We start from the raw sequence: 21,446 nt of genomic DNA, 5'->3' as shown, positions 1-21,446 counted from the left end.
CCCATGGCGATAGCGCGAATGGGTTCGATCACTCTGGACTGTTCCGACCCTCCGACTCTGGCTGCCTTCTGGCGAGACCTACTCGGCGGAGAGATCTCCCGCTCGGGCGAGAGATACGTCAGCGTCCGGTTCGCCGGCGGCCTGCTCACCGCCATGCGCGTGCCGGGTTACCGGCCGCCCACCTGGCCGGGCGGCGAACTTCCCAAGCAGATTCACCTCGACGTGGTCGTCGACGATCTGGATGCCGCAGTAGTCGAGTCCGTGAAACTCGGCGCACGGCTCGCGCCCGAGCAGTACGCACCCGCGGTGAGCCGCGTCCTGATCGACCCGGCCGGACATCCGTTCTGCGTCTGTCTGCCCGTGGGCCCGTTGAGCGAGTGATCACAGCACGAACTTTCAATTGAGTTGAAATTTCGATGAAGGTAAGCCTATGCTCACTGACGCACGCGTCGGAAGGCTCCTCCATGAGATTCGCTCGATCCGGGACCGCACGCCGGTCCGGACTGTTGTCCGGCCTGGTGGCCGCGGCCCTCGTCCTGGCGGGCTGCAGTTCGAGCGAGTCGCCGGCCGAGTCCGGCAGCACCGACTTCGAGACCGTCACGATCGAACACGCCCTCGGCAAGGCGGTCATCACCGAGCAGCCCGAACGCATCGTCGCCCTCGGCATGGGCTCGGCCGAGACCGCCATCGCGCTCGGCACCGTGCCGGTCGGCGTCGAGGAATACAAGTGGGGCAGCGACGAGACCGGCTACCTGCCGTGGATCCGCGAGGCGGTCACCGAGCGTGGCGCGGAGCTTCCCGTACAGCTGACCGGCGGCAGCGAGATCGACATCGAGGCGGTCGCCACGCTCGATCCGGACCTCATCCTCGCGCCGTGGTCGGGCATCACGCAGCAGCAGTACGACGCACTCACCACCCTCGCCCCCACCGTCGCCTACGCCGAGAAGGCGTGGACGATCACGTGGGAGGACCAGATGAAGATGATCGGCAAGGCCATGGGCAAGTCAGCCGAGGCCGAACAGGAGATCGCGAAGATCAAGTCCCAGTTCGCCGACAGCATTGCCGCGCACCCCGAGTACGCCGACGTCTCGTTCTCGTTCATCTACAACACCGGCCCCGGCACGCTGGGCGTGTTCTTCCCGAACGAGCAGCGGGTCGCGATGGTGCGCGGCCTCGGCCTGCAGGTCGATCCGATCGTGAACACCCTGCCGGAGACCGACGGCACCGACTCGTCGGTGATCGGGCTCGAGAACGCGCACCTGCTGAAGGACTCGGACCTGCTGTTCACGTTCTACTCGGACCCGGCGAACCGCGCCGAGACCGAGGCACAGCCGGTGTACGCCCAGATTCCGGCCGTCGCGCGCGGGTCCGTCGTGGCCCCGACGAACCAACCGTTCGTCACCGGCTCGTCGATGATCAATCCGCTGACTGTGCCGTGGTCGCTCGAACGCTACGTGCCGATGATCGACGAGGCGGTCGCCAAGCTCGACCAGCCCGCCGCCCAGGCCAACTAGTCAGGCCGTTCCGGCATTCTCGCTACCGGATGCTCCGCCGTCGCGTTCTCCCCCATCGCGTTCGGCCTTGAAGCGGTTCCACTCGCTGCGGAGCATCCGGTTGTCGATGATCCACCCCATGTAGTCCCGCATGTTCAGCACCCGGATGTGCGCCGGCCCCTTCGGGTCGGTGTGCGCAAGCGCCTCGGTCGCGAGGCGGCGCTGGTTCTCCAGGTACGCGTGCTCGTTCTCGAGGAATCCGCCCCACACGTCCGAATCCATTGCGTAGTAATGAGTTCGGTCTCGCGGCTTGCGGATCACTTTGACGAACCCGCGATCGATCAACCGCCGGACGTACGTCGAGACCGAACCGCGACTGGCACCGAGTTCGGTGGCCAGCTCCTCGGCGGTCACCCCGGGCGACTCGTCGATGAGCAGGTACCCGGCGATGCGGCCCTCGATCCGTGACGCTCCGGCCGACTGCCAGTAGTCGGCGAAACTCTCGACGAACCAGTGCGAGAAGTCCTCTCCCTCCGCTGGACCTCCGCGTCCGGTGTTCCTGTCCTCGCTCATGCCGCCTCGAAATCCCGATTCATCGAAGTACCTTGCCGTCGAACATTATGCCGACGTCCGGGCCGAGACTCACGACACGGCAGGGCGACCGCTGCCCGCCTCGGAGAGGACGGGCAGCGGTCGCCCCGATCGTGCGATGCGCCGCTACGTGCGCTGTTCGGTGTTCGCAGCGCGTGTCACGAGCGCCTCGGCCGCATCCGCGACGGCCGCCGGATCCACCGGACCCGACCCGGACACCGTCACCGACACCGTCTCGGTCACGTACGCGGTCTCGCCGTGCTCGGTGACGTCGAGGCCCTCGTGCTCGTCCTCGGGCCGCACCCGCAGGCCCAGCGTGAGGTCGATGCCCTTCGCGATGATCCACGTCACCGCGAACGAGTAGGCCAGCACCACACCCACTGCCAGCGCCTGCTTGCCCAGCAGTGCGAAGCCACCGCCGTAGAACAGTCCGGCGACGCCGTTCGGGGCGTCCTCGGTGGCGAGCAGACCGATCAGCAGCGTGCCGAGGATGCCGCCGACGAGGTGGATGCCGACCACGTCGAGGGCGTCGTCGTAGCCCAGGCGGAACTTCAGCGACACCGCGAAGCAGCACAACGCGCCGGCGGCCGCGCCGATCAGCAGGGCACCGATCGGCGACACCGCACCACAGGCCGGGGTGATCGCGACCAGCGCCGCGATGAGACCCGACGCCGCACCGAGCGAGGTCGGCCGGCCCTCACGCAGACGCTCGACGAGCAGCCAGCCACAGATCCCGGCGCACGCCGCGGACACCGTGTTGAGGACGACGACGGACGCCGCATTGTCGGCCGCGAGCGCGGAGCCGCCGTTGAAGCCGAACCAACCGAACAGCAGGATGCCCGCGCCTAGCAGGGTCAGCGGAAGGTTGTGCGGGCGTGGCATGTTCGGGAATGCGTACCGCTTGCCCAGCACCAGCACCATCGCCAGCGCCGCGATGCCGGCGTTGATGTGGACGGCCGTGCCGCCCGCGAAGTCGATCGCCCCCAGCTTGTTCGCGATCCAGCCACCGATGACGCTGCCGTCGTCGGAGTCGAACGCGAACACCCAGTGCGCCACCGGGAAGTACACGAGGCTGACCCACAATCCGGCGAACAGCATCCAGGAACCGAACTTGATCCGGTCGGCGAGTGCGCCGGAGATCAACGCGACCGTGATGGCCGCGAACAGCATCTGGAATCCCGCCACCAGGGCCGGCGGCAGAGCGGGCTCCGCGGCCGGTTCGAGCAACTGCCCCAGCCCGACGAACTCGAGCGGATCGCCGAGAATACCCAAGCCGCCCAAGGAGTTACCGAGGACGGCCGAGTAGCCGAAGAGCACCCACAGCACACCGACGACGGCGAACGAGCCGAACGTCATCATCATCATGTTGAGCGAGTTGCGAATGCTCACCATGCCGCCGTAGAACAGCGCGAGCCCGGGGATCATCAACGCAACAGCAGTGAAGGCTGCCAGTAACCATGCGGTATCGGCCGCCGCGAGAGCCTGCTCCATATCTGCCCACCTTGTGTCGGCCCGTTTTACACGGGGAATCGAGGTCATCCGAGAGTGAACGGCGGCTGTAAGGGCTGCGAGTAGCTCCGGTGAACAGTGCGTAACAGGGTTCGCACAGCAAATCCGGGGTTGCGTCTGTTTCACTTCATGCAACACTGTCCATCATCAAGAAACATCGGTGACCGGAGGTCGAGATGACAGACAGCACGACGGAGCACGCACGAATCGTGATCGTGGGCGGCGGACTCGAGGGACTGGCCATCGCGTGGTCCCTGGCCGAACGCGGCGAGACCGACGTCATCGTCCTCGAACGCGACACGCTGTGCTCGGGCATGACGGGCAAGTCCAGCGGAATCGTCCGGTGCCACTACGGAGTTCCGTCACTCGCCGCGATGGCGTGGCACGGCGTCGACGTGTTCTCCCGCGCCGAGGACATCTTCGGAACCGACATCGGCTTCCGGCAGACCGGATACGTCGTCGGCGTCGACGCGGCCAACCTGACGCCACTGCACGCCAACGTCGAGATGCACCGCGGCCTCGGCGTCCCGGTGGAACTGATCGACGCCGACGCCGTCGGCACGATGTGGCCGGGACTCCACCTCGACGACTTCGCCGGGTTCGCCTACGAACCGCTCGGCGGGCACGGCGACGCGTACATGACGGGCATGGCGTACGGCGCCCGCGCCCGCGCACTGGGCGTCCGAATCCGGCAGTCCACCAGCGTTGTTCGACTGATCCAGGACGAGACCGAGCGCGTGGTGGGCGTCGCGTGCGGCGACGGCTCCGAGATCCTCTGCGACACCGTCGTACTGGCGACCGGGGTGTGGAGTCCCGCACTGGCGGCGACCGCCGGCGTGCATGTGCCGATCCGCGCGCAGCGCGAGCAACTGGTCCTGGTGGACCAGGGCGAACCCACCCCCGATGTCCCGACGTTCTCGGATCTGGTCAATCTGCAATACATTCGACGCGAGCCGAACGGGCACCTGCTGGTCGGCAACAGCGACCACTCCGCACCCGAGTTCGCCGATCCGGACAACTACCCCAACCGCGCCACCGACGGGTTCGTCGAGACCGCGATCGGCAAACTCGACCGGATCCTGCCCCACATGCCCGACGCGCGGCTCGCGTCGTCGTACGCGGGTTGCTACGACATCACGCCCGACTACAACCCGATCATCGGCCCCGCCCCCGCCGAGGGCCTGTTCCTCGCGGTGGGCTTCAGCGGCCACGGCTTCAAGATCTCCCCGGCCGTGGGACGCCTGGCCGCGGACCTGCTGCTCGACGGCATCAGCAGCGACCCCGCCGTCGACGGGAACGACTTCCGCTACAGCCGTTTCGACGAGGGCAAACCCCTCGCCAGCCTGCACCCGTACGCCGGCGCGGGCGAGATGCGCTGAGCCCGAGAAGACCCCCGAAACGCCGAATGTCACATGCGTTCAGTCGAACTGAACGCATGTGACATTCGGTCACACGGGGAGGGTCAGGCCAGGATGTCGTGGCGGACGATGGTCTCGTCACGGCCCGGGCCGACACCGATGCAGGAGATCCGCGCACCCGACAGCTCCTCGAGCCGCAGCACGTAGTTCTGCGCCGCGACCGGCAGCTCCTCGAAGGTGCGGCAGTGCGAGATGTCCTCCCACCAGCCCGGCATCTCCTCGTAGATCGGCTTGGCGTGGTGGACGTCGGTCTGCGTCATCGGCATCTCGTCGACGCGCACACCGTCGACGTCGTACGCGACGCAGATCGGGATGGTGTCCAGGCTCGACAGCACGTCCAGCTTGGTGAGGAAGTAGTCGGTGATGCCGTTGACGCGGGTCGCGTAGCGCGCGATCACGGCGTCGAACCAGCCGGTGCGACGCGCGCGACCGGTGGTGACACCCACCTCGCCGCCCTTGACCGCGAGGTACTCACCGGACTCGTCGAACAGCTCGGTCGGGAACGGACCCGAGCCGACACGCGTGGTGTACGCCTTGAGGATGCCGAGCACCGTCTCGATCTTGGTGGGGCCGATGCCGGAACCGACCGCGGCACCGCCGGACGTCGGGTTCGACGACGTCACGTACGGGTAGGTGCCGTGGTCCACGTCGAGCAGCGTGCCCTGCGAGCCCTCGAGCAGGACGGTCTCGCCGCGCTCGAGCGCCTGGTTGAGCTGCAGACGCGTGTCGGCGATGCGGTGCTTGAAGCCCGCGGCCTGCGTCAGGACCTCGTCGACCACCTGATGGGGATCGAGGGCCTTGCGGTTGTAGATCTTGACGAGCACCTGGTTCTTGAATTCCAGGGCGGCCTCGACCTTCTGGGTGAGGATCTTCTCGTCCAGGACGTCGGCGACGCGGACACCGACACGCGCGATCTTGTCCTGGTAGCAGGGGCCGATCCCGCGACCCGTGGTACCGATCTTCTTGGCGCCCAGGAAGCGTTCGGTGACCTTGTCGATGGCCACGTGGTACGGCATGATCAGGTGCGCATCGGCGCTGATCAGCAGCCCGCTGGTGTCGACGCCACGCTCCTCGAGCCCGGCGAGTTCCTCGAGCAGCACGCCCGGGTCCACCACCACGCCGTTGCCGATCACATTCGTGACGCCCGGCGTGAGGATGCCCGACGGGATCAGATGGAGTGCGAACTTGTCACCGTTCGGCAGGACCACGGTGTGTCCCGCGTTGTTGCCGCCCTGGTACCGCACGACCCACTGCAGGCTTCCGCCCAGTAGATCGGTAGCTTTGCCCTTACCTTCGTCGCCCCACTGGGCACCGATGAGGACGATTGCCGGCATTTCCCTGTCTCCTACGGTCGACGTGCAGACGTATCCGACTGCATGGTCCTGCCGTGGTGTAGGCAGTGGCCGGACGCACAGTCTAGCCGAGACCGACCGTCGTCCAGCCCACTAGCCCTCCGAACCCGCCCAAAACGGGCAGCGAAGCGGCCCGACCGTTTGCGACGCCCGCCCGCGTTCGGGTAGACATCGAAATGCCTTTGCGCGCGACGGATGCTCCGTCGCCGCTGCCGTGGCGTGGCGACGAACGTGAGAAGACGGGCGGTTCGTGGCTCCAGGTTCGAACTGCTCACCCACACGCCCATCCTCCGAATCGCCGGATCCGAACCGCAGCGTCGGGGACAAGCAAGGAGTGTCATGACCCCGGTAGTGCTCAAGTGCGGCGACGGGCCGCTACCGCTGGCGCTGCGGTCGCTCGACGTGTTCAACGCGCCCGCCCTCCCCGAGAAGGACGACTTCGACGAGGCGTTCGCCAAGCTCGAGACGGTCGAGAAGCCCCGACTGGTCATCGTCGGCGACGACGGCGCGTTCGCGGCCGCGCTGACCCGGCTGATGCGCACCGAGCGCCTGCACATCGAACTCGCCTACGTTCCGGAGGAGCGGACCGACGCCACCCACGCGTACGGACTGCGGACCGGATCCAAGGCGGCCTCGATCGCCGTCTCCGGTGTGGCGCGGCCGCTGCCCCTGATCCGCGACGACGCCGGCATCGCCCTCGTCGGTGAGGCCCGCATCTACGGATCCGAGCATGCGGGCGAGTTGATCGGCGAGGCGTACGTCGACGACACCCGGCTGTTCTCCGGCACCGTCCCCGGAATGCGCATCGTTCCGATTCCCGAACTGCCCGGCGTGCGCGCGACGGTCGACAAGCGACGCTGGTTCGGCGGGCACCGCTGGCTCACCGGACGCGCCGTCCAACTCGGATCGCCGGCGGCGGTACTGACCCGCGACGGTGTCCGCACCCCGCGGGCGGTCAAACGCTCGACCTTCTACCGCCACCACGAGGACTGGCTTCTCGTCTACGGCGCCTGAACCACGCTCGCCTGGATACTGGGAGGCATGTATCCCGACTCGCGTACCCGCTCCTCCACGGTCCGGCCGAGCCCCGTGTTCCTCGGCATCGTGGCGGTCGCCGTGCTGGGTGGTGTCCTCGCGTGGCGGTCCACGGACTACGCGACGTCGGGCCGGATCGGCGTGTTCCTGCTGGTCGTCGCGGGCTGGGTGGTCACGCTGTGCCTGCACGAGTTCGCCCATGCGTTCGTCGCGTGGCGACACGGCGACCACGACGTCGTCATGCGCGGCTACCTCACCCTCGATCCACGCAAGTACACCCAGCCGCTGCTGTCGATCGGCCTGCCGGTGCTGTTCCTTGCGATCGGCGGTATCGGACTGCCCGGCGGCGCGGTGTACCTGAGGACCGGGTCGATGCCGCCCCGCGTACAGACGCGGATCTCCCTGGCCGGGCCCGCGGTGAACGCGGCGGCCGCGGTCGTGCTGCTGGTGGTGATCCGGCTGTTCGGACTGGACGGGCACAACCAGATGTTCTGGAGTGGGCTGAGCTTCCTGGCGTTCCTACAGGTGATGGCCACCGTGCTGAACCTGCTGCCGGTGCCGGGGCTCGACGGATACGGCGCCCTCGAACCGCATCTACGGCCACGCACGCGCGAATCGCTCGACAAGATCAAACCGTACGGGCTGCTCCTGCTGATCGCGCTGCTGTTCGTCCCGCAGATCAATTCCGCGTTCTTCGACGCGATCTACTGGCTGTTCGGACTGTCGGGCATCCCCGACTACTACGCCGCCTTCGGCAGCTACCTGATGCAGTTCTGGCGGACCTGACCCGCACAGTTCATCGCACGTGACCGCGCCGACCCCGGTCGGTTCCTGACCGGGGTCAGCCGGTCACATGGCATGACCCAGACGCCCCCGCCCGAGCCGCAGCAGCAGCAACGCAAGCGTGTGCCCCTCCGGCCCCAGGTCGTCGAAACGCGACAGCACACTCATTTCTCGGGTGTGCACCAAACGAGTACCGCCGCCGAGCATTCGCACCTCACCGATCAGACGGGAGATCTCGGTGCGCCGCTGGATCGCCGCGAGGATCTGTGAATCCAGACGGTCGATCTCGCCCCGGAGTTGCTCGATGTCGACGTCCGGTCGGCGGTCCGCCTCCCGGTTCGTCGACATGTTCGTCACCTGTGCGCTGGTCATGCCAACAACGCTAGGTACGCGGTCGCGCGGACACGTAGGTAGTTCACTACCCGATCTCGCCGGCGCCGGCCGTCAGGCGAGGACGGTGACCCAACCGTGCAGGGCGTCCGAACGCAGCGCCGCCGTGTGCCGCTTCCGCAGCGCCTCGCAGATCGGGCCCGTCGTGCCATCGCCGACGATGCGGCCGTCCACCTCGGTCACCGGAGCCACACCGGCCGAGGTGCCGGTGGCGAAGACCTCGTCCGCGATGTACAGCTCGGTGAGATCGACCGTGCGCTCCACGACTGGGATGCCGTCCTCCGCGGCAAGTGTGAGCAGCGTGCGCCGGTTGATGCCGTCGAGGATGTCGCACGAGACGTCGGGCGTGATCAGGGTCCCGCCGCGGACCAGGAAGATGTTCGCGGCGCTGAGCTCACACACGTGCCCGGCGCCGTCGAGGAAGATCGCGTCGTCGTAGCCGGCATCGATCGCGTCCTGCTTGGCCAGCACCGAGTTCACGTATGCGCCGTTGACCTTGGCACGCGAGGGGATCGCGAAGTCGGGGATACGCCGCCACGTGCTGGTCTTCAGTCGCATGCCGTCCTGCGGGACGATCGGGACCGCGTCGTAAACGAACATCGACACGACGGTCCGGCAACCACGCACCCGGGTGCCGGGAATCGACTCGTCGACGTGCACGGTGGCCCGCACGAAGACGTCCGAGCCGGGCGCGTTGGCGTCGACGAGTTCGGTTGCGGCCGAGACGAAACGGTCGAAACTCCACTCGTCGGCGAACCGGTCGATGCCGATGATCTTGCAGGACTCGACGAGACGTCGGTAGTGGTCGGCCAGGCGGAAGGCCGAGCGGACACCACCGTCGGCGCGCACCGGGAAGACGGTGTAGACACTCAGGCCGTACAGGACGGCGGACGTGGCGACTCCCAGAGTGGCCTCGGACGCGGGAACGAGTCGGTCGCCGTAGTACACGTGCGGATGCGGGATAGCCATGGCCGGGAATGCTATCGACGCCGCGCCCCGGCGGAAAGCGAATTCGTGCCCGCCCGGCCGCCGCGGCATCCCACCGTCACCGCGCCCGGCCCGGCCCGGCACACTGTGCGCATGCTCCATCTGCGGATCCTCTCGCCCACCGATCTCACGGACGACGCGGTCCGCATCCTGGAGGACGAACCGGCCGTCAGCGGGCTCGCCGTCCTCCGTGGCGCGGCGGTGCGCCCGACCGGCGACCTCGTCCACGCCGACATCGCCCGCGAGGTCGCGAACGACGTGATCGAGAAGCTCCGCGCCACCGACCTGCACCACCGCGGCAGCATCGAGATCGAGCCGGTGACGACCTGGCTGTCCCGGAGCGGACTCGACGCCGAGCTCAGCAGCCCGGGCAGCAGCGCCGACGCCGTGGTGTGGGCGGAGGTCGCGCAGCGGTCCTACGAGGACGTCGAACTGAACTGGACGTACCTGAGCTTCATGACGATGGCGACGCTGCTGGCGGGGATCGCGATCATCACCGACTCGCAGATCCTCGTCATCGGTGCGATGGTCCTCGGCCCCGAGTTCGGCGCGATCGCCGCGCTCGGTGTCGCCCTGGTCAAGCGCCGCTTCGTGCTGCTCGCGACCGCCGTGCGGACCCTTTTGGTCGGATTCGCCGTCGCGATCGGGGTGACCGCGCTGGCCGCCGTGGGCGGACGGATGCTCGGCTGGATGACGATCGACGACGTCACCGGACCCCGCCCGGACACCGCGTTCATCTATTCACCCGACAAGTGGTCGTTCATCGTTGCCGTCATCGCGGCGGCCGCGGGGGTGCTGTCGATCACCTCGGCGAAGCTCGGCGGGCTGTCCGGTGTGTTCATCTCGGTGACAACGGTTCCCGCGGCCGGCAACATCGGCCTCGCACTGGCCTTCGGCGCCTGGCACGAGGTCTGGGGCAGCACCCAGCAGCTGCTGCTGAACCTGTCCGGGATGGCGCTGGCCGGGTGGGCGACACTGGCGATCCAGCAGGCCGTGTGGTCTCGGGTGTCGGTGCGCCGAGCCCGCGCGCTGGACCGGCGGCGCCGCATGCTGTGACGGCCGGCAGCGCGGATCACCGATTGCGGCGCGCCACCTCCTCGGCGACCGCCCGCAACCCGGCGCGCAACGAAGCGGGCTCCAGCACCTCGACGCCGCCGCCGAGCGCGGTGAGCTGATCGAGCGCCACCTCCTCGGCCTCGAGCATCAGATCGACCGTCACCCAGCCCTGCTCGTCCGCCTCGGACGGTTCGACACGCGCCGCCTCCTCCCCCACGACGTCCGGCAGCCGTCGCCACGCGTACGGCGACAGCCGCAGCCGGCACGGGTACCGCAGCAACGCCCGGTCGAACTCCGCCATCGACGCCGCCCACCACGCGGCCAGGTCGAAGTCGTCCGGGCGCGCGGCCTGCGCATCCAGCACCTGCGCGCCGTCGATCCGCGAGACCCGGTACGACAACGTCCGATCCCGGTGCCGCGCCACGAGGTACCAGACACCCGCCTTCGCGACCAGGCCGAGAGGATCGAGGGTGCGGGTGGCCTCGCCACCCCGACGCCGGTACCGGATGCGGAGCCGTCGCCCCTCGAACACCGCGGCCGCCACCGCCGGCAGGTGCTCCCCCGACGGCGTCGACTCGAACCAGCCCGGCGCGTCCACGTGCAGGCGCTCGCGCCACAGCAGGGCGCCGGCCCGGAGCGGAAGCGGCAGCGCCCCCAGCAGTTTCGACTCCGCGCGGGCCGCGACGTCGGCGAGCCCGAGGTCCTGCGCGACGTCCGGGATACCGAGCAGCATGAGCGCGGAGGTCTCCGCGCCCGTCATGCCGCTGAGCTTGGACTGCCAGCCGTCGAGCAGACGGATCCCACCGCCGGGCCCGCTCTCGGTCCACACCGGAACCCCGGCGGCCTGTAGCGCCGCGACGTCGCGATAGACCGTCCGCACCGAGACGCCGAGTTGCTCGGCCAGCCGGGCGGCAGTGGTGCCGGGGCCACCCTGCAAGCGCAGCATCAGATTGAGCAGTCGGGAGGAGCGCACCCGGAAAGTCTACGAATAATCACTGACACAAGATGTCAGTGATCGGCGCGCACACTGACGGCATGACAACCTGGCAGGAGTTCTCCGAGCAGGCCCCGGCGCTGGCCGAGGCAGTCCGTGCGCGACTGACCGCGCACAAGCACCACGTGATCGCGACGCTGCGCGCCGACGGCTCACCGCGCGTGAGCGGCACCGAGGTCGAGATCTTCCGGGGGCTGCTCGTGCTCGGCTCGATGCCCGGCGCCCGCAAGGTCCGGGACCTGCAACGGGATCCGCGGTACTCGTTGCACTCGAATCCGGGCCACCACTCGATGGAGGGCGGCGACGCCAAGATCTCCGGTCGCGCCCGCGAACTGACCGGCACCGAGAAGCAGGCGATCCTCGACTCCTATCCCGAGAACCCCGGCGACGACGCACAGATCTTCGAACTGAGCGTCGACGAGGTGGTGCTGACCACGGTGTCGGAGGATCGCCTGCACGTCGACCTGTGGCGGCCCGGCGCCGACGTCACCAGGACCAGCCGGTGACCGCGCCGGACCTGACCGGGCGGGTCGCCCTCGTCGCCGGTGCGACACGGGGTGCCGGCCGGGCCATCGCGGTCGAATTGGCGCGGGCCGGAGCCACCGTCTACGCGACCGGCCGCAGCAGCCGGGTGGCCGGGCCGTCGGAGATCGAGCGACCCGAGACCATCGAGGAGACCGGCGAACTCATCGCTGCCGCCGGCGGCGACGGTGTGGCGCTGCGCGTCGACCATCTCGAACCCGACCAGGTGCGCGCACTGATCGACCGGATCGACTCCGAACACGGCCGCCTCGACATCCTGGTCAACGACATCTTCGGCGGCGACCGTTACGCCCAGTTCGGCACCACACTGTGGGAGCACGACCTCGACGGCGGCCTGCGCATGCTGCGTATGGGCATCGACACCCATGTGATCACCAGCCACTTCGCGCTGCCCCTGCTGATCCGCCGGCCGGGCGGGCTGGTCGTCGAGATGACCGACGGCACCGCCGACTACAACGTCGCCTACCGGCACCAGGTCGGGTTCTACTACGACCTGGTCAAGGCGGCGGTGCAGCGGATGACGACCGCGCAGGTGTACGAGCTCGCCCCGCACGGTGGCGCCGCCGTCGCGGTGACCCCCGGCTGGCTGCGGTCGGAGATGATGCTGGAGGTGTTCGGCGTCACCGAGGACAACTGGCGCGACGCCCTCGATCAAGTACCGCACTTCGCGATCTCGGAGTCCCCGACATTCGTCGGCCGGGCGGTCGCGGCGCTGGCGGCGGCGCCGGATGCAGGCGGATACAGCGGCCAGGTCGTCTCGAGCGGCCAACTGGCCGCGCGATACGGCTTCACCGACGTGGACGGCTCCCGCCCCGACTGCTGGCGGTACATCGTCGAGGTGCAGGACCGGGACCTGCCCGCGAACACCGAGGGCTATCGGTGACCGCTCCGCGTCACCGCGTCACCAAGTGAGGTCCTCCTGGCAGCGCGAGCCCTCGGCCCCGGACTCCACCTGAACGGTGGCGTGGCTCAGGCCGTGCGTGTCCAGCACGGTCTTGGCCGACGCCAGCACCCGCTGCGAGTCCGAATCGGTGGTCAGATGCACCGTCGCGACGTCCATGCCGGTGGTCAGGGTCCACACGTGCAGGTCGTGGACGTCCGACACCCCGGGCACCGCACACAGATCCGCCCGGACTGCGTCGACGTCGATATTGGCGGGCGATGCCTGCGTGAGGATCCGCAGCGCCGAACCGGCGAGCTTGAGTGCGCGCGGCACCACCCACAGGGAGATCAGCACACCGACGACGACGTCGGCGTAGGTCCAGTCGAACAACACCAGCGCGGCGCCGGCGATCAGGACACCGACGCTGCCGACCGCGTCGGCGAGCACCTCGAGGTACGCGCCGCGGACGGCGATGGAGTCCTTCGCGTCGCCGCGCAGCATCAGCATCACCACGATGTTGGCGGCCAGGCCCGCGGCCGCGGTGGCCATCAGCGGGACGCCGGGGATCTCGGGGACGTCACCGATCCGGCCGATGGCCTCGTACATCACGAACGCGGCCACGCCCAGCAGCAGCACGGCGTTGGCCATCGCCGTGAGAACCTCGGCACGGTGCCAGCCGAACGTGCGGGCCGCGGCCTTGGACCCCTGCTTCGCGAGCAACAGCGCCACGAGCCCCATCGACATGCCGACGACGTCGGTGAGCATGTGCCCGGCGTCGGCGAGCAGCGCCAGGGATCCGATCGCGAGGCCGACGACCACCTCGAGGATCAGGAACGCGATCAGAATCCCGAGCGCGATCACCATCTTGCGGATCCGTGTATGCGACGGACCGGCGGCGCCGACGCCCGAAGTGTTGCCGTGGCTGTGCCCGTGACCGGCTCCCATGATCACCCTCCTCGTAAGTCCGGCCCATCATATGCATACATTCGCATATATGAAAAGGAGTCAGAGTTCGGGCTTGTAGGCGGGGTTGGGAACTGTCGGCGGCAGCGTCGCGATCGCCGAGATCCGCTCGAGTCCCGCGACCTGCAGAAGATCCACGATGAGCGACCGGATCTGCGCGAACACCACGGTCGCGGAGATGCCGGCCCTCTCGACGAGCTCGGGCTTCATGCCCGACGCGACGGTCCGCAGCACCCGGGCCGCCTCCGCCTGATCCGGTTGCTCCCCCGGTTCGGCGAGAATCATCCGGCGCAGCACGTCGAGGGCGTGCGAGAGCTTCTCGATCTCGTCGACGAGACGTGGGTCGAGGATCTCGTCGTCGCGCACCAGCGAGAGCGACCGGCGCGAGAGCACCCGAATGTTGCGCATCGCGTTGTCGATCGGATCGGCTGTCGCCGTGAGCCGGGCCAGGCGGGCGCGACTGCCCCAGTACAGCGGTGAGATCCGGCTGATCTCCTTGCCACCCGACAGATTGCTGCGCAGCGAATCGATCGCCGACTGCGTCGCGCGGGCCTTGCGCAGGGCCTTCTCGATCGGCTTGGGATCGTTCTCGATGAGCCCGTCGGCGACCAGTTGCAGCACCTCGGCCGCGGTCGCGAGGATGCCGGCGGCGTCCCGCCGGGCCCGGCGCACGGGATGCGTGGGCACGATCGCGACCACCGCGATACCCACCAGTCCGCCGACCAGGGCGTCGACCATCCGGTCGACGCCGGCGGCGTCGCCCGGCGGCAGCAGCGTCGCGACCAGCACGGCGGACGTGCCGGCCTGCATCGAGAAGATGGGCCCGCTGCCGATCAGCACCGCCGTGGACATCGCCAAGGCGACGACGAGCGTGATCTGCCACGCTCCGGTGCCGATCAGCGAGATCAGCAGGTCGCCGACACCGATGCCGACCGTCACACCGCAGACCAACTCCACCGATCGGCGCAGGCGTGCACCGAGCGACAGGCCCAGCGAGACCACCGCCGCGATCGGCGCGAAGAACGGTCGGGTGTGTCCGACGATCTCGGTGGCGAACCACCACGCGAGGCCCGCCGCCAGGGCGCATTGCAGCACCGGCAGCGCCGACGCGCGCAGGCGACGGACCGACGCCTGCGCGCGCTCCTTACCCGCTGCCGGGCGGGGAACGAAGCGGCTAGCCGAGACCAAGTGCTTCTGCGGCCCGCGGATCGCAGTCCTCGAGCAGGTCCAGGCAGCGTGCGTACTCGTCGTTCTCACCGATTGCCTGGGCGGCCTTCGCCAGGACCGCGACGCAGCGCAGGAAGCCGCGGTTGGGCTCGTGGCTGAACGGGACCGGACCGAAGCCCTTCCACCCGTTGCGGCGCAACTGGTCGAGCCCGCGGTGGTAGCCGGTGCGCGCGTACGCGTACGCGGTGATGGTCTGCCCCTGCTCGAGAGCCGCCTCCGCCAGGTACGCCCACGCGATCGACGCGGTGGGGTGCGCCGCGGCGACCTTCGCCGGGTCCTCGTGGTTGAGCAGGTCCGACTCCGCGTCCTCGTCACCGGGGAGCAGGGTGGGCTGCGGGCCGAGAAGATCACCGAAAGACGTCATGGCGTCCAGGTTACGTCCACCGTGCCCGGCGTCGTACGCGGGCCGATAGGCTGCCCACCAGTCGATCCCACTCCCGGACCGAGAGGCGTCCCGTGCCCGACCCGAACGACAACCAGTCTCGCGCCACACCGGCCGGCGCCGGCCCGCAGCGCATCGATCCGGTCGCCCCGGCCACGAAGCCCGGTGGGCGGCGCGGCTGGATCATCGCGTCGACTGTCGCAGTCGTCGGCGTGCTCGCCGCTCTCGGGGTCACCGGCTTCGTCATCGCCCGCGGCGGCGCGCACGGGGCCGACGAGTCCAAGGTCCGCGACGCCGTCGACACGTTCGTCGGCGCCCTCGGGTCCGGCGACCTGGCGACCCTGCAGTCGTCGACCTGCGGCACGCTCGCCGACTTCTACCGCGACATCCCGCCCACCGAGTTCGCGAGCGTGCACCGCGACGCCGTCGCGCAGGGGAACGTCCCGGTCGTCACGGGCATCGACACGGTCCAGATCACCGGCGACTCCGCCATCGCGCAGGTCACCGCACACACGCAGGCCAACCCGACGGACGCCTCGCCGCGCACGTTCGACCTCGAACGCGTCGACGGCACCTGGAAGGTCTGCGACCCCGACTGAGGCACCCGCGCCCCGTCGGGCCCCCGCAACGCATTCTGCGCACCTGCCACTCGGTGGCAGGTGCGCAGAATGCGATGGTGAGGAAGAAGCCTCGGACTAGCCGGCGGAGACGGAACGTCCCGCGGACTTGAGGTCGTTGCAGGCCTCGATGACGCGGGCGGTCATGCCGGCCTCGGCCTTCTTGAGGTAGCTGCGCGGGTCGTAGACCTTCTTGTTGCCGACCTCGCCGTCGATCTTCAGGACGCCGTCGTAGTTGGCGAACATGTGGCCGGCGATGGGGCGCGAGAACGCGTACTGGGTGTCGGTGTCGACGTTCATCTTCACGACGCCGTAGCGCAGCGAGTCCTCGATCTCCGACTTCAGCGAGCCCGAGCCGCCGTGGAAGACGAAGTCGAACGGCTTGGAGCCGTCCGCGAGGCCCAGCTTCGCGACGGCCGCGGCCTGGCCCTCGGCCAGCACCTCCGGCTTGAGGACGACGTTGCCCGGCTTGTAGACACCGTGCACGTTGCCGAACGTCGCGGCCAGCAGGTACTTGCCGTTCTCGCCGACACCGAGGGCGTCGACAGTCTTCTCGAAGTCCTCGCGCGACGTGTACAGCTTGTCGTTGATCTCGGCCTCGACGCCGTCCTCTTCACCGCCGACGACGCCGATCTCGACCTCGAGGATGATGTTCGCGGCCTTCGACAGCTTCAGCAGATCCTGGGCGATCTCCAGGTTCTCGTCGATGTGGATGGCCGAGCCGTCCCACATGTGCGACTGGAACAGCGGGTTCTGGCCCTTGTTGACGCGCTCCTGCGAGATCGCGAGCAGCGGACGGACGAAGGTGTCCAGCTTGTCCTTGGGGCAGTGGTCGGTGTGCAGCGCGATCGTCACGTCGTACTTGGCGGCGATGACGTGCGCGAACTCGGCGAGCGCGACCGCACCGGTCACCATGTCCTTGACGCCGAGGCCCGAACCGAACTCCGCGCCACCGGTCGAGAACTGGATGATGCCGTCACTGCCGGCGTCCGCGAAGCCCTTGATGGCCGCGTTGATGGTCTCGGACGAGGTGCAGTTGATGGCGGGGAAGGCGAAGGAGTGCTCCTTGGCCCGACCGAGCATCTCGGCGTAGACCTCGGGAGTTGCGATAGGCACGGCGGCTGTCCTCCATGTGACGGTTCGGGGGCGCGGCCGACTGTGACGGCGCGCCGGTGGTCTATGCAGTATGGCAACCCTGGCGCGTAAGCGCCTCCCCTGGTGTCGGCTCGGTGTCGGCTCGGTGTCGGCTCGCCGGGCACGGTCGACTCAGCGCGCTCTCAGCGGCCGCCGGTAGTCTTGTGCGCGTGAATGTGCTGGCAGCCTCGGAGTCCGTGACCACGAATCTGGCATTGCTGCCGGGATTCCTCGATCCCGTCAACCTGTTGAACTCGTTCGGCACCTGGATGCTGGTCGGCCTCCTGCTGGTCGTCTTCATCGAGTCCGGCCTGCTGTTCCCGCTGCTGCCGGGCGATTCGCTGCTCTTCACCGCGGGCCTCATCGCGGCGTCGAAGTCCGCCGAGGTCGAGCCGTTCGCCCCGCTGTGGGTGCTGATGGTGACCATTCCCATCGCCGCCATCCTCGGCGACCAGGTGGGGTACTTCATCGGCACGAAGGGCGGCGCGGCCCTCTTCAAGTCCGACGACGCGAAGTTCTTCAAGAAGAGCTACATCGACGAGTCCCACGCGTTCTTCGAGAAGCACGGCCCGATCACGATCTTCCTGGCCCGCTTCGTGCCGATCGTGCGCACGTTCGCACCGCTGGTCGCCGGCGCCTCGAAGATGAAGTACTCGACGTTCATCACGTACAACATCGTCGGCGGCATCGCGTGGGGCGCGGGCGTCACCCTCCTCGGCTTCTGGCTCGGACAGTTCCAGTTCATCGCCGACAACATCGACTACATCTTCATCGGAATCGTCCTCGTGTCGGTCATCCCGATCATCGTCGAGATCGGCAAGCGCTTCTTCTCGTCCCGTAAGTCCCGGCCCGCCGAGACCGCCACCGAGCCCGATCGGGTCAGCGCTCCCCAAGACCCGACCGTTTGACGATGATCACTGCGGCCGGATCATTCGGACCGCTCGAATCCGCCGGTCCCGCACTGGTGTGGATCGTCGTACTCACCTTCGTCTTCCTCGAATGCGCTCTCCTCGTCGGGCTGTTCCTGCCGGGCGACTCCATGCTGGTCACCGCCGGCATCGTGCTGGCCACGCACGGGTCCGGCGCCCAGCACACCTGGGCGCTGTCCGTCGGTGCGATGGGTGCCGCGATCGCCGGCAACCAGGTGGGCTACGCGATCGGCAAACGCAGCGGCCATCACCTCGTGGCCCGGCGCAACGGCAAGTACGTCAACGCGAAGAACCTGCACAAGGTCAACGTCCTGCTGGACCGGCACGGGTTCTGGGCGGTGCTGGTGGCGCGCTGGATCCCGTGGGTCCGCACGCTGTGTCCGATGGTCGCCGGCGCGGCGAACATGGACCATCGCCGCTACACCACGGCCAGCAGCATCGGCGCGGTCATCTGGGCGCCGGTGCTGCTGCTCCTCGGCTACTACTTCGGTTCCGTGCTCGAGCGCGTGCCGTGGCTGATGCCGGTCGTGCTCGGCACCATGGTGGCCCTGCTGGTGATCGCCACCGGGCTGGGCGTGTGGGGGTACCGACGCGAGATGTCCAAGCCCGCCGAGGATGTGCTCGTCGACGAGGTGCACGACTGACCGGCCGTCACCGCCGTTTCGGATATCCCGCCGCCGAGACCAGATAGGCCGACTCCATCAGCAGCCACCCGCTGAGCTGCACCGAGAAATCCCGTTCCGCGATGTCGGACGAGTGCACCGATCCAGCGGAGACGGTCGCGATTCCCGCTCCCAGCCCCGGCAGCAACGCGGGCTGGCTCCAGTCCTTGCCGAACAGGGGCAGCTCCTCGACCTGCAGTCGGTTCTCCCACGCGGCCTCGGCCGAACCGAGCACCAGCTGCGCCGCGATGCGCCGCGCCCGCAGGTCCTCCGGGGCGTCCCCCGGCAGCATGAGCGCGACCAGTGCCAGATACCGGGCGAGGAGCCCGTTGAACAATCCGCCGTCGCCGCCGCCCCCGCCGCGGATGACACCACCCTTGGTGAGCCGCTCGTCGATGGCGTCGACCAACCGATGCACCCGCAGCCGATGACGTGGCGAGCCCATGCGGACCGCGAGCTCCGTCTCGAGGCTGAGCACCGTCCCCTGGCAGTACGAGTAGATGTTGCGCTCGATCGTCCCGTCGCTGCGGATTCCGTCGAAGATCAGACCCGTCTCCGGATCCCGGAGCGTGTCGTCGATCCAATCGGCCATCGCCTGCGCCCGCCACAACCGACCGCTCCGGGCGAGCATCAACCCGGCCGGGCCGTTCGCGGGAGTGTTGAAGAAATCCGAGTGCTTGCGCCACGGGATACCGCCGCCCTCGTCGGGTGACCAGGCGTCGAACAGCTGCGATTCGAGCGTTGCCAGGGCCTTGCGATTGTCGATCAGCTGCATCCGCTGGGCACGCTCGAGTGCGAGCCCGAGCCACGCCATGTCGTCGTAGTAGCTGTTGGTCCACCCGGAGAAGTTCCGGATGCGGTGACCGCGAATGAGTCTCGCCAACCGGCGCCGACGTCGCGTGGTGGGATTTCGTTCGGCGGCGTCGACGGTGCAGTTGATGAGATGTGCCTGCCACCAGTAGTGCCAGTGCACGAACACTCGTTCCCGCCGCACCGCGGGCCACGCGACAACTGCGAGTGCAGTACCCGGTATCCCCCAGACGCGGCGAATGTGCCGAGTGATCACCGCGTTCTCCGCGGCGTCCGCACGAGCGGACCATTCGCGCTGCATGCCTACCGATCTTGCCCGGACGTGGACACTTCCGCTACCAGGCGCGGCCGAGATTCGCGCGCTGACGTATCCAGGTGTGCATCGCGATGCCCGCCGCGACGCCCGCGTTGATGCTGCGAGTGGACCCGAACTGCGCGATCGACACCGTCATCGACGCCACCGCGTGCCCCTGTTCGGTGACGCCGGGGCCCTCCTGCCCGAACAACAGCAGGCAGTCGCGTGGCAGCTCCACCGTCTCGATCGGGACCGAGCCGGGAGTGTTGTCGACCGCGACGACCGTCAGCCCGTTGTCCCTTGCGAACACGGCGAGTTCGTCCAGGTCGGCATGGTGCACCAGGTGCTGATAGCGGTCGGTGACCATGGCGCCGCGCCGGTTCCAGCGTCGTCGGCCGACGATGTGCACGGCCGCCGCCGCGAACGCGTTCGCGGTCCGCACGACGGTGCCGATGTTGGCGTCGTGCGCGAAGTTCTCGATCGCGACGTGCAGCGGATGCCGCCGGACGTCGATGTCGGCGACGATGGCCTCCCGCGTCCAGTAGCGGTAGGCATCGACGACATTGCGGCGGTCCCCCTCGGCCAGCAGTTGCGGGTCGTACCGCGGATCGTCGGGCAGCGGCGCCCCGTGCTCCTCGAGCCACGGGCCGACGCCGTACGGATGCTCACCCCATTCGGTGGGGCCGGGTGCGTCGGCCTCGTCGGTGACGGCGGTCGGTTTCGTGTCGTCAGTGCTCAAAACGTCTCGTTCGAATCGGGGGCGACGGTGAAGCCGTGGCCGGTCTCGTCATTGGCGCATGTCACCGAGGTCGCCGTGGTCGTGCACGTGAAGCCGAGCTGGGCTAGTTCGACGCCGGGCGCCAGCACCGGATCGGCGCCCGCCCCGGACGTGTAGACCCGTCCGCCCGAGCACATGAACCCGCCACGACCGACGTTCTCGACGCGGATCCCGTTGCCCCAGCTGACGATGCAGTCGTCGGGCCGGGGCGGGATCGGGCTCGTCGGCCCCTCGCAGCCCGCCTCGGTGCGGCTCGGCAGCCTCACGATGCCGCAGCTGAAAGTGCCGTCGGGCGAGGTGAAGAAATACGACTCGTTGCGCTGGAACTGCACGTCGGTGAGCGTCGTGGTGGCCGCCGCGGACGTCGTGGTGCTCTCCGTCGTCGTGGTGACCGGCACCGTCGTCGTGGTGGGCGCCGGGGCGGTCGTCGTCGTGGTCGGCGCCACGGCGGCGCTGGTCGCCTCGGCCTGCGCCGGGGTGTCCGGCGATCCGTCGCACCCGCTCAGAGTCAGGACCGCGGCCACGGCGGCGCAGGCCCCCACACCCAGCAGCGATACCCGACGCACAGTGCACTCCTGACGAATTCCCGACCGATCGACCGACATCGAACTCTAG

Annotated in this window: 24 protein-coding genes; 11 read left to right on the top strand and 13 right to left on the bottom strand. The window is 68.6% G+C overall.

Going from position 1 to position 21,446, the window contains the following annotated elements:
• Positions 1-3: 3 nt before the first annotated feature.
• Both DEU38_RS12690 and DEU38_RS12685 read left to right on the top strand, forming a co-directional pair.
• Positions 4-381, top strand: a complete 378-nt coding sequence (locus DEU38_RS12690; RefSeq protein ID WP_114721644.1) for a VOC family protein — start codon at positions 4-6, stop codon at positions 379-381.
• Positions 382-464: 83 nt separating this feature from the next.
• The gene (locus DEU38_RS12685; protein ID WP_114721642.1) at positions 465-1,514 is read left to right on the top strand and encodes an iron-siderophore ABC transporter substrate-binding protein; all 1,050 of its coding nucleotides are present in this window, start codon (positions 465-467) and stop codon (positions 1,512-1,514) included.
• Here DEU38_RS12685 and DEU38_RS12680 read toward each other — a convergent pair whose 3' ends face one another.
• Both DEU38_RS12680 and DEU38_RS12675 read right to left on the bottom strand, forming a co-directional pair.
• Complete coding sequence (locus DEU38_RS12680; protein ID WP_114721640.1) at positions 1,515-2,066, bottom strand: GbsR/MarR family transcriptional regulator; 552 nt, start codon at positions 2,064-2,066, stop codon at positions 1,515-1,517. It abuts the gene before it with no gap.
• 144 nt (positions 2,067-2,210) lie between these two features.
• Positions 2,211-3,575, bottom strand: a complete 1,365-nt coding sequence (locus DEU38_RS12675) for an ammonium transporter (protein ID WP_114721638.1) — start codon at positions 3,573-3,575, stop codon at positions 2,211-2,213.
• 194 nt (positions 3,576-3,769) lie between these two features.
• Between DEU38_RS12675 and DEU38_RS12670 the strand changes: the two genes are divergently transcribed.
• Positions 3,770-4,972 carry an FAD-binding oxidoreductase gene (locus tag DEU38_RS12670; RefSeq protein WP_114721636.1) on the top strand — a complete coding sequence of 401 codons (1,203 nt, stop codon included), beginning with the start codon at positions 3,770-3,772 and terminating at the stop codon, positions 4,970-4,972.
• Positions 4,973-5,055: 83 nt separating this feature from the next.
• Here DEU38_RS12670 and DEU38_RS12665 read toward each other — a convergent pair whose 3' ends face one another.
• On the bottom strand, positions 5,056-6,345 hold the full coding sequence (locus tag DEU38_RS12665; protein ID WP_114721634.1) for an adenylosuccinate synthase: 1,290 nt from the start codon (positions 6,343-6,345) through the stop codon (positions 5,056-5,058).
• Positions 6,346-6,702: 357 nt separating this feature from the next.
• Between DEU38_RS12665 and DEU38_RS12660 the strand changes: the two genes are divergently transcribed.
• On the top strand, positions 6,703-7,377 hold the full coding sequence (locus DEU38_RS12660) for a hypothetical protein (RefSeq protein ID WP_114721632.1): 675 nt from the start codon (positions 6,703-6,705) through the stop codon (positions 7,375-7,377).
• Positions 7,378-7,404: 27 nt separating this feature from the next.
• Positions 7,405-8,184 (top strand): site-2 protease family protein, encoded by a 780-nt coding sequence (locus tag DEU38_RS12655; RefSeq protein ID WP_114721630.1) that lies wholly within the window; start codon positions 7,405-7,407, stop codon positions 8,182-8,184.
• 63 nt (positions 8,185-8,247) lie between these two features.
• Here the strand turns inward: DEU38_RS12655 and DEU38_RS12650 are convergent, their stop codons facing one another.
• Together DEU38_RS12650 and DEU38_RS12645 are read right to left on the bottom strand one after the other, a co-directional pair.
• Positions 8,248-8,553 carry a chorismate mutase gene (locus DEU38_RS12650; RefSeq protein WP_114721628.1) on the bottom strand — a complete coding sequence of 102 codons (306 nt, stop codon included), beginning with the start codon at positions 8,551-8,553 and terminating at the stop codon, positions 8,248-8,250.
• 72 nt (positions 8,554-8,625) lie between these two features.
• Positions 8,626-9,540 (bottom strand): aminotransferase class IV, encoded by a 915-nt coding sequence (locus DEU38_RS12645; RefSeq protein ID WP_114721626.1) that lies wholly within the window; start codon positions 9,538-9,540, stop codon positions 8,626-8,628.
• 111 nt (positions 9,541-9,651) lie between these two features.
• Between DEU38_RS12645 and DEU38_RS12640 the strand changes: the two genes are divergently transcribed.
• The gene (locus DEU38_RS12640) at positions 9,652-10,614 is read left to right on the top strand and encodes a DUF389 domain-containing protein (protein ID WP_114721822.1); all 963 of its coding nucleotides are present in this window, start codon (positions 9,652-9,654) and stop codon (positions 10,612-10,614) included.
• Between the two features lie 16 nt (positions 10,615-10,630).
• Here DEU38_RS12640 and DEU38_RS12635 read toward each other — a convergent pair whose 3' ends face one another.
• Complete coding sequence (locus DEU38_RS12635) at positions 10,631-11,587, bottom strand: YafY family protein (RefSeq protein ID WP_114721624.1); 957 nt, start codon at positions 11,585-11,587, stop codon at positions 10,631-10,633.
• Between the two features lie 62 nt (positions 11,588-11,649).
• On the opposite strand from DEU38_RS12635, the gene DEU38_RS12630 reads away from it, so the two are divergent.
• Positions 11,650-12,114: a pyridoxamine 5'-phosphate oxidase family protein gene (locus DEU38_RS12630; protein ID WP_114721774.1), complete on the top strand. Its 465-nt coding sequence runs from the start codon at positions 11,650-11,652 to the stop codon at positions 12,112-12,114.
• The gene (locus tag DEU38_RS12625) at positions 12,111-13,034 is read left to right on the top strand and encodes an SDR family oxidoreductase (RefSeq protein ID WP_114721772.1); all 924 of its coding nucleotides are present in this window, start codon (positions 12,111-12,113) and stop codon (positions 13,032-13,034) included. The genes DEU38_RS12630 and DEU38_RS12625 overlap by 4 nt, the downstream gene beginning before the upstream one ends.
• 18 nt (positions 13,035-13,052) lie before the next feature.
• On the opposite strand, the gene DEU38_RS12620 is transcribed toward DEU38_RS12625, so the two are convergent.
• Genes DEU38_RS12620 through DEU38_RS12610 form a run of 3 tightly spaced genes read right to left on the bottom strand, consistent with a single transcriptional unit; the run spans position 13,053 to position 15,588 of the window.
• Positions 13,053-13,979, bottom strand: a complete 927-nt coding sequence (locus DEU38_RS12620) for a cation diffusion facilitator family transporter (RefSeq protein ID WP_114721622.1) — start codon at positions 13,977-13,979, stop codon at positions 13,053-13,055.
• A 60-nt stretch (positions 13,980-14,039) separates the two neighbouring features.
• Positions 14,040-15,185: an aromatic acid exporter family protein gene (locus DEU38_RS12615; protein ID WP_397484674.1), complete on the bottom strand. Its 1,146-nt coding sequence runs from the start codon at positions 15,183-15,185 to the stop codon at positions 14,040-14,042.
• Entirely contained in the window at positions 15,172-15,588 is a 417-nt protein-coding gene (locus tag DEU38_RS12610) for a DUF3151 domain-containing protein (protein WP_114721620.1), read from the bottom strand. The genes DEU38_RS12615 and DEU38_RS12610 overlap by 14 nt, the downstream gene beginning before the upstream one ends.
• Before the next feature lie 92 nt (positions 15,589-15,680).
• On the opposite strand from DEU38_RS12610, the gene DEU38_RS12605 reads away from it, so the two are divergent.
• Positions 15,681-16,205, top strand: a complete 525-nt coding sequence (locus DEU38_RS12605; protein ID WP_114721618.1) for a hypothetical protein — start codon at positions 15,681-15,683, stop codon at positions 16,203-16,205.
• A gap of 96 nt (positions 16,206-16,301) precedes the next feature.
• On the opposite strand, the gene fbaA is transcribed toward DEU38_RS12605, so the two are convergent.
• Positions 16,302-17,339: a class II fructose-bisphosphate aldolase gene (fbaA, locus tag DEU38_RS12600; protein WP_114721616.1), complete on the bottom strand. Its 1,038-nt coding sequence runs from the start codon at positions 17,337-17,339 to the stop codon at positions 16,302-16,304.
• Between the two features lie 194 nt (positions 17,340-17,533).
• Between fbaA and DEU38_RS12595 the strand changes: the two genes are divergently transcribed.
• Positions 17,534-18,265: a VTT domain-containing protein gene (locus tag DEU38_RS12595; RefSeq protein WP_397484694.1), complete on the top strand. Its 732-nt coding sequence runs from the start codon at positions 17,534-17,536 to the stop codon at positions 18,263-18,265.
• Positions 18,266-18,267: 2 nt separating this feature from the next.
• Entirely contained in the window at positions 18,268-18,930 is a 663-nt protein-coding gene (locus DEU38_RS12590) for a DedA family protein (protein ID WP_114721614.1), read from the top strand.
• A gap of 7 nt (positions 18,931-18,937) precedes the next feature.
• Here DEU38_RS12590 and DEU38_RS12585 read toward each other — a convergent pair whose 3' ends face one another.
• Genes DEU38_RS12585 through DEU38_RS12575 form a run of 3 tightly spaced genes read right to left on the bottom strand, consistent with a single transcriptional unit; the run spans position 18,938 to position 21,436 of the window.
• On the bottom strand, positions 18,938-20,059 hold the full coding sequence (locus DEU38_RS12585; protein ID WP_114721612.1) for a glycoside hydrolase family 76 protein: 1,122 nt from the start codon (positions 20,057-20,059) through the stop codon (positions 18,938-18,940).
• Positions 20,060-20,093: 34 nt separating this feature from the next.
• Complete coding sequence (locus DEU38_RS12580) at positions 20,094-20,792, bottom strand: TrmH family RNA methyltransferase (RefSeq protein ID WP_114721610.1); 699 nt, start codon at positions 20,790-20,792, stop codon at positions 20,094-20,096.
• Positions 20,789-21,436: a DUF6636 domain-containing protein gene (locus DEU38_RS12575; RefSeq protein WP_181818761.1), complete on the bottom strand. Its 648-nt coding sequence runs from the start codon at positions 21,434-21,436 to the stop codon at positions 20,789-20,791. Before DEU38_RS12575 ends, DEU38_RS12580 begins: the two co-directional genes overlap by 4 nt.
• Positions 21,437-21,446 lie beyond the last annotated feature (10 nt).

This window comes from Rhodococcus sp. AG1013 (assembly GCF_003350365.1).
In the GTDB taxonomy this organism is placed as follows: domain Bacteria; phylum Actinomycetota; class Actinomycetes; order Mycobacteriales; family Mycobacteriaceae; genus Prescottella.
This window is presented reverse-complemented; position numbering and strand designations above follow the sequence as displayed.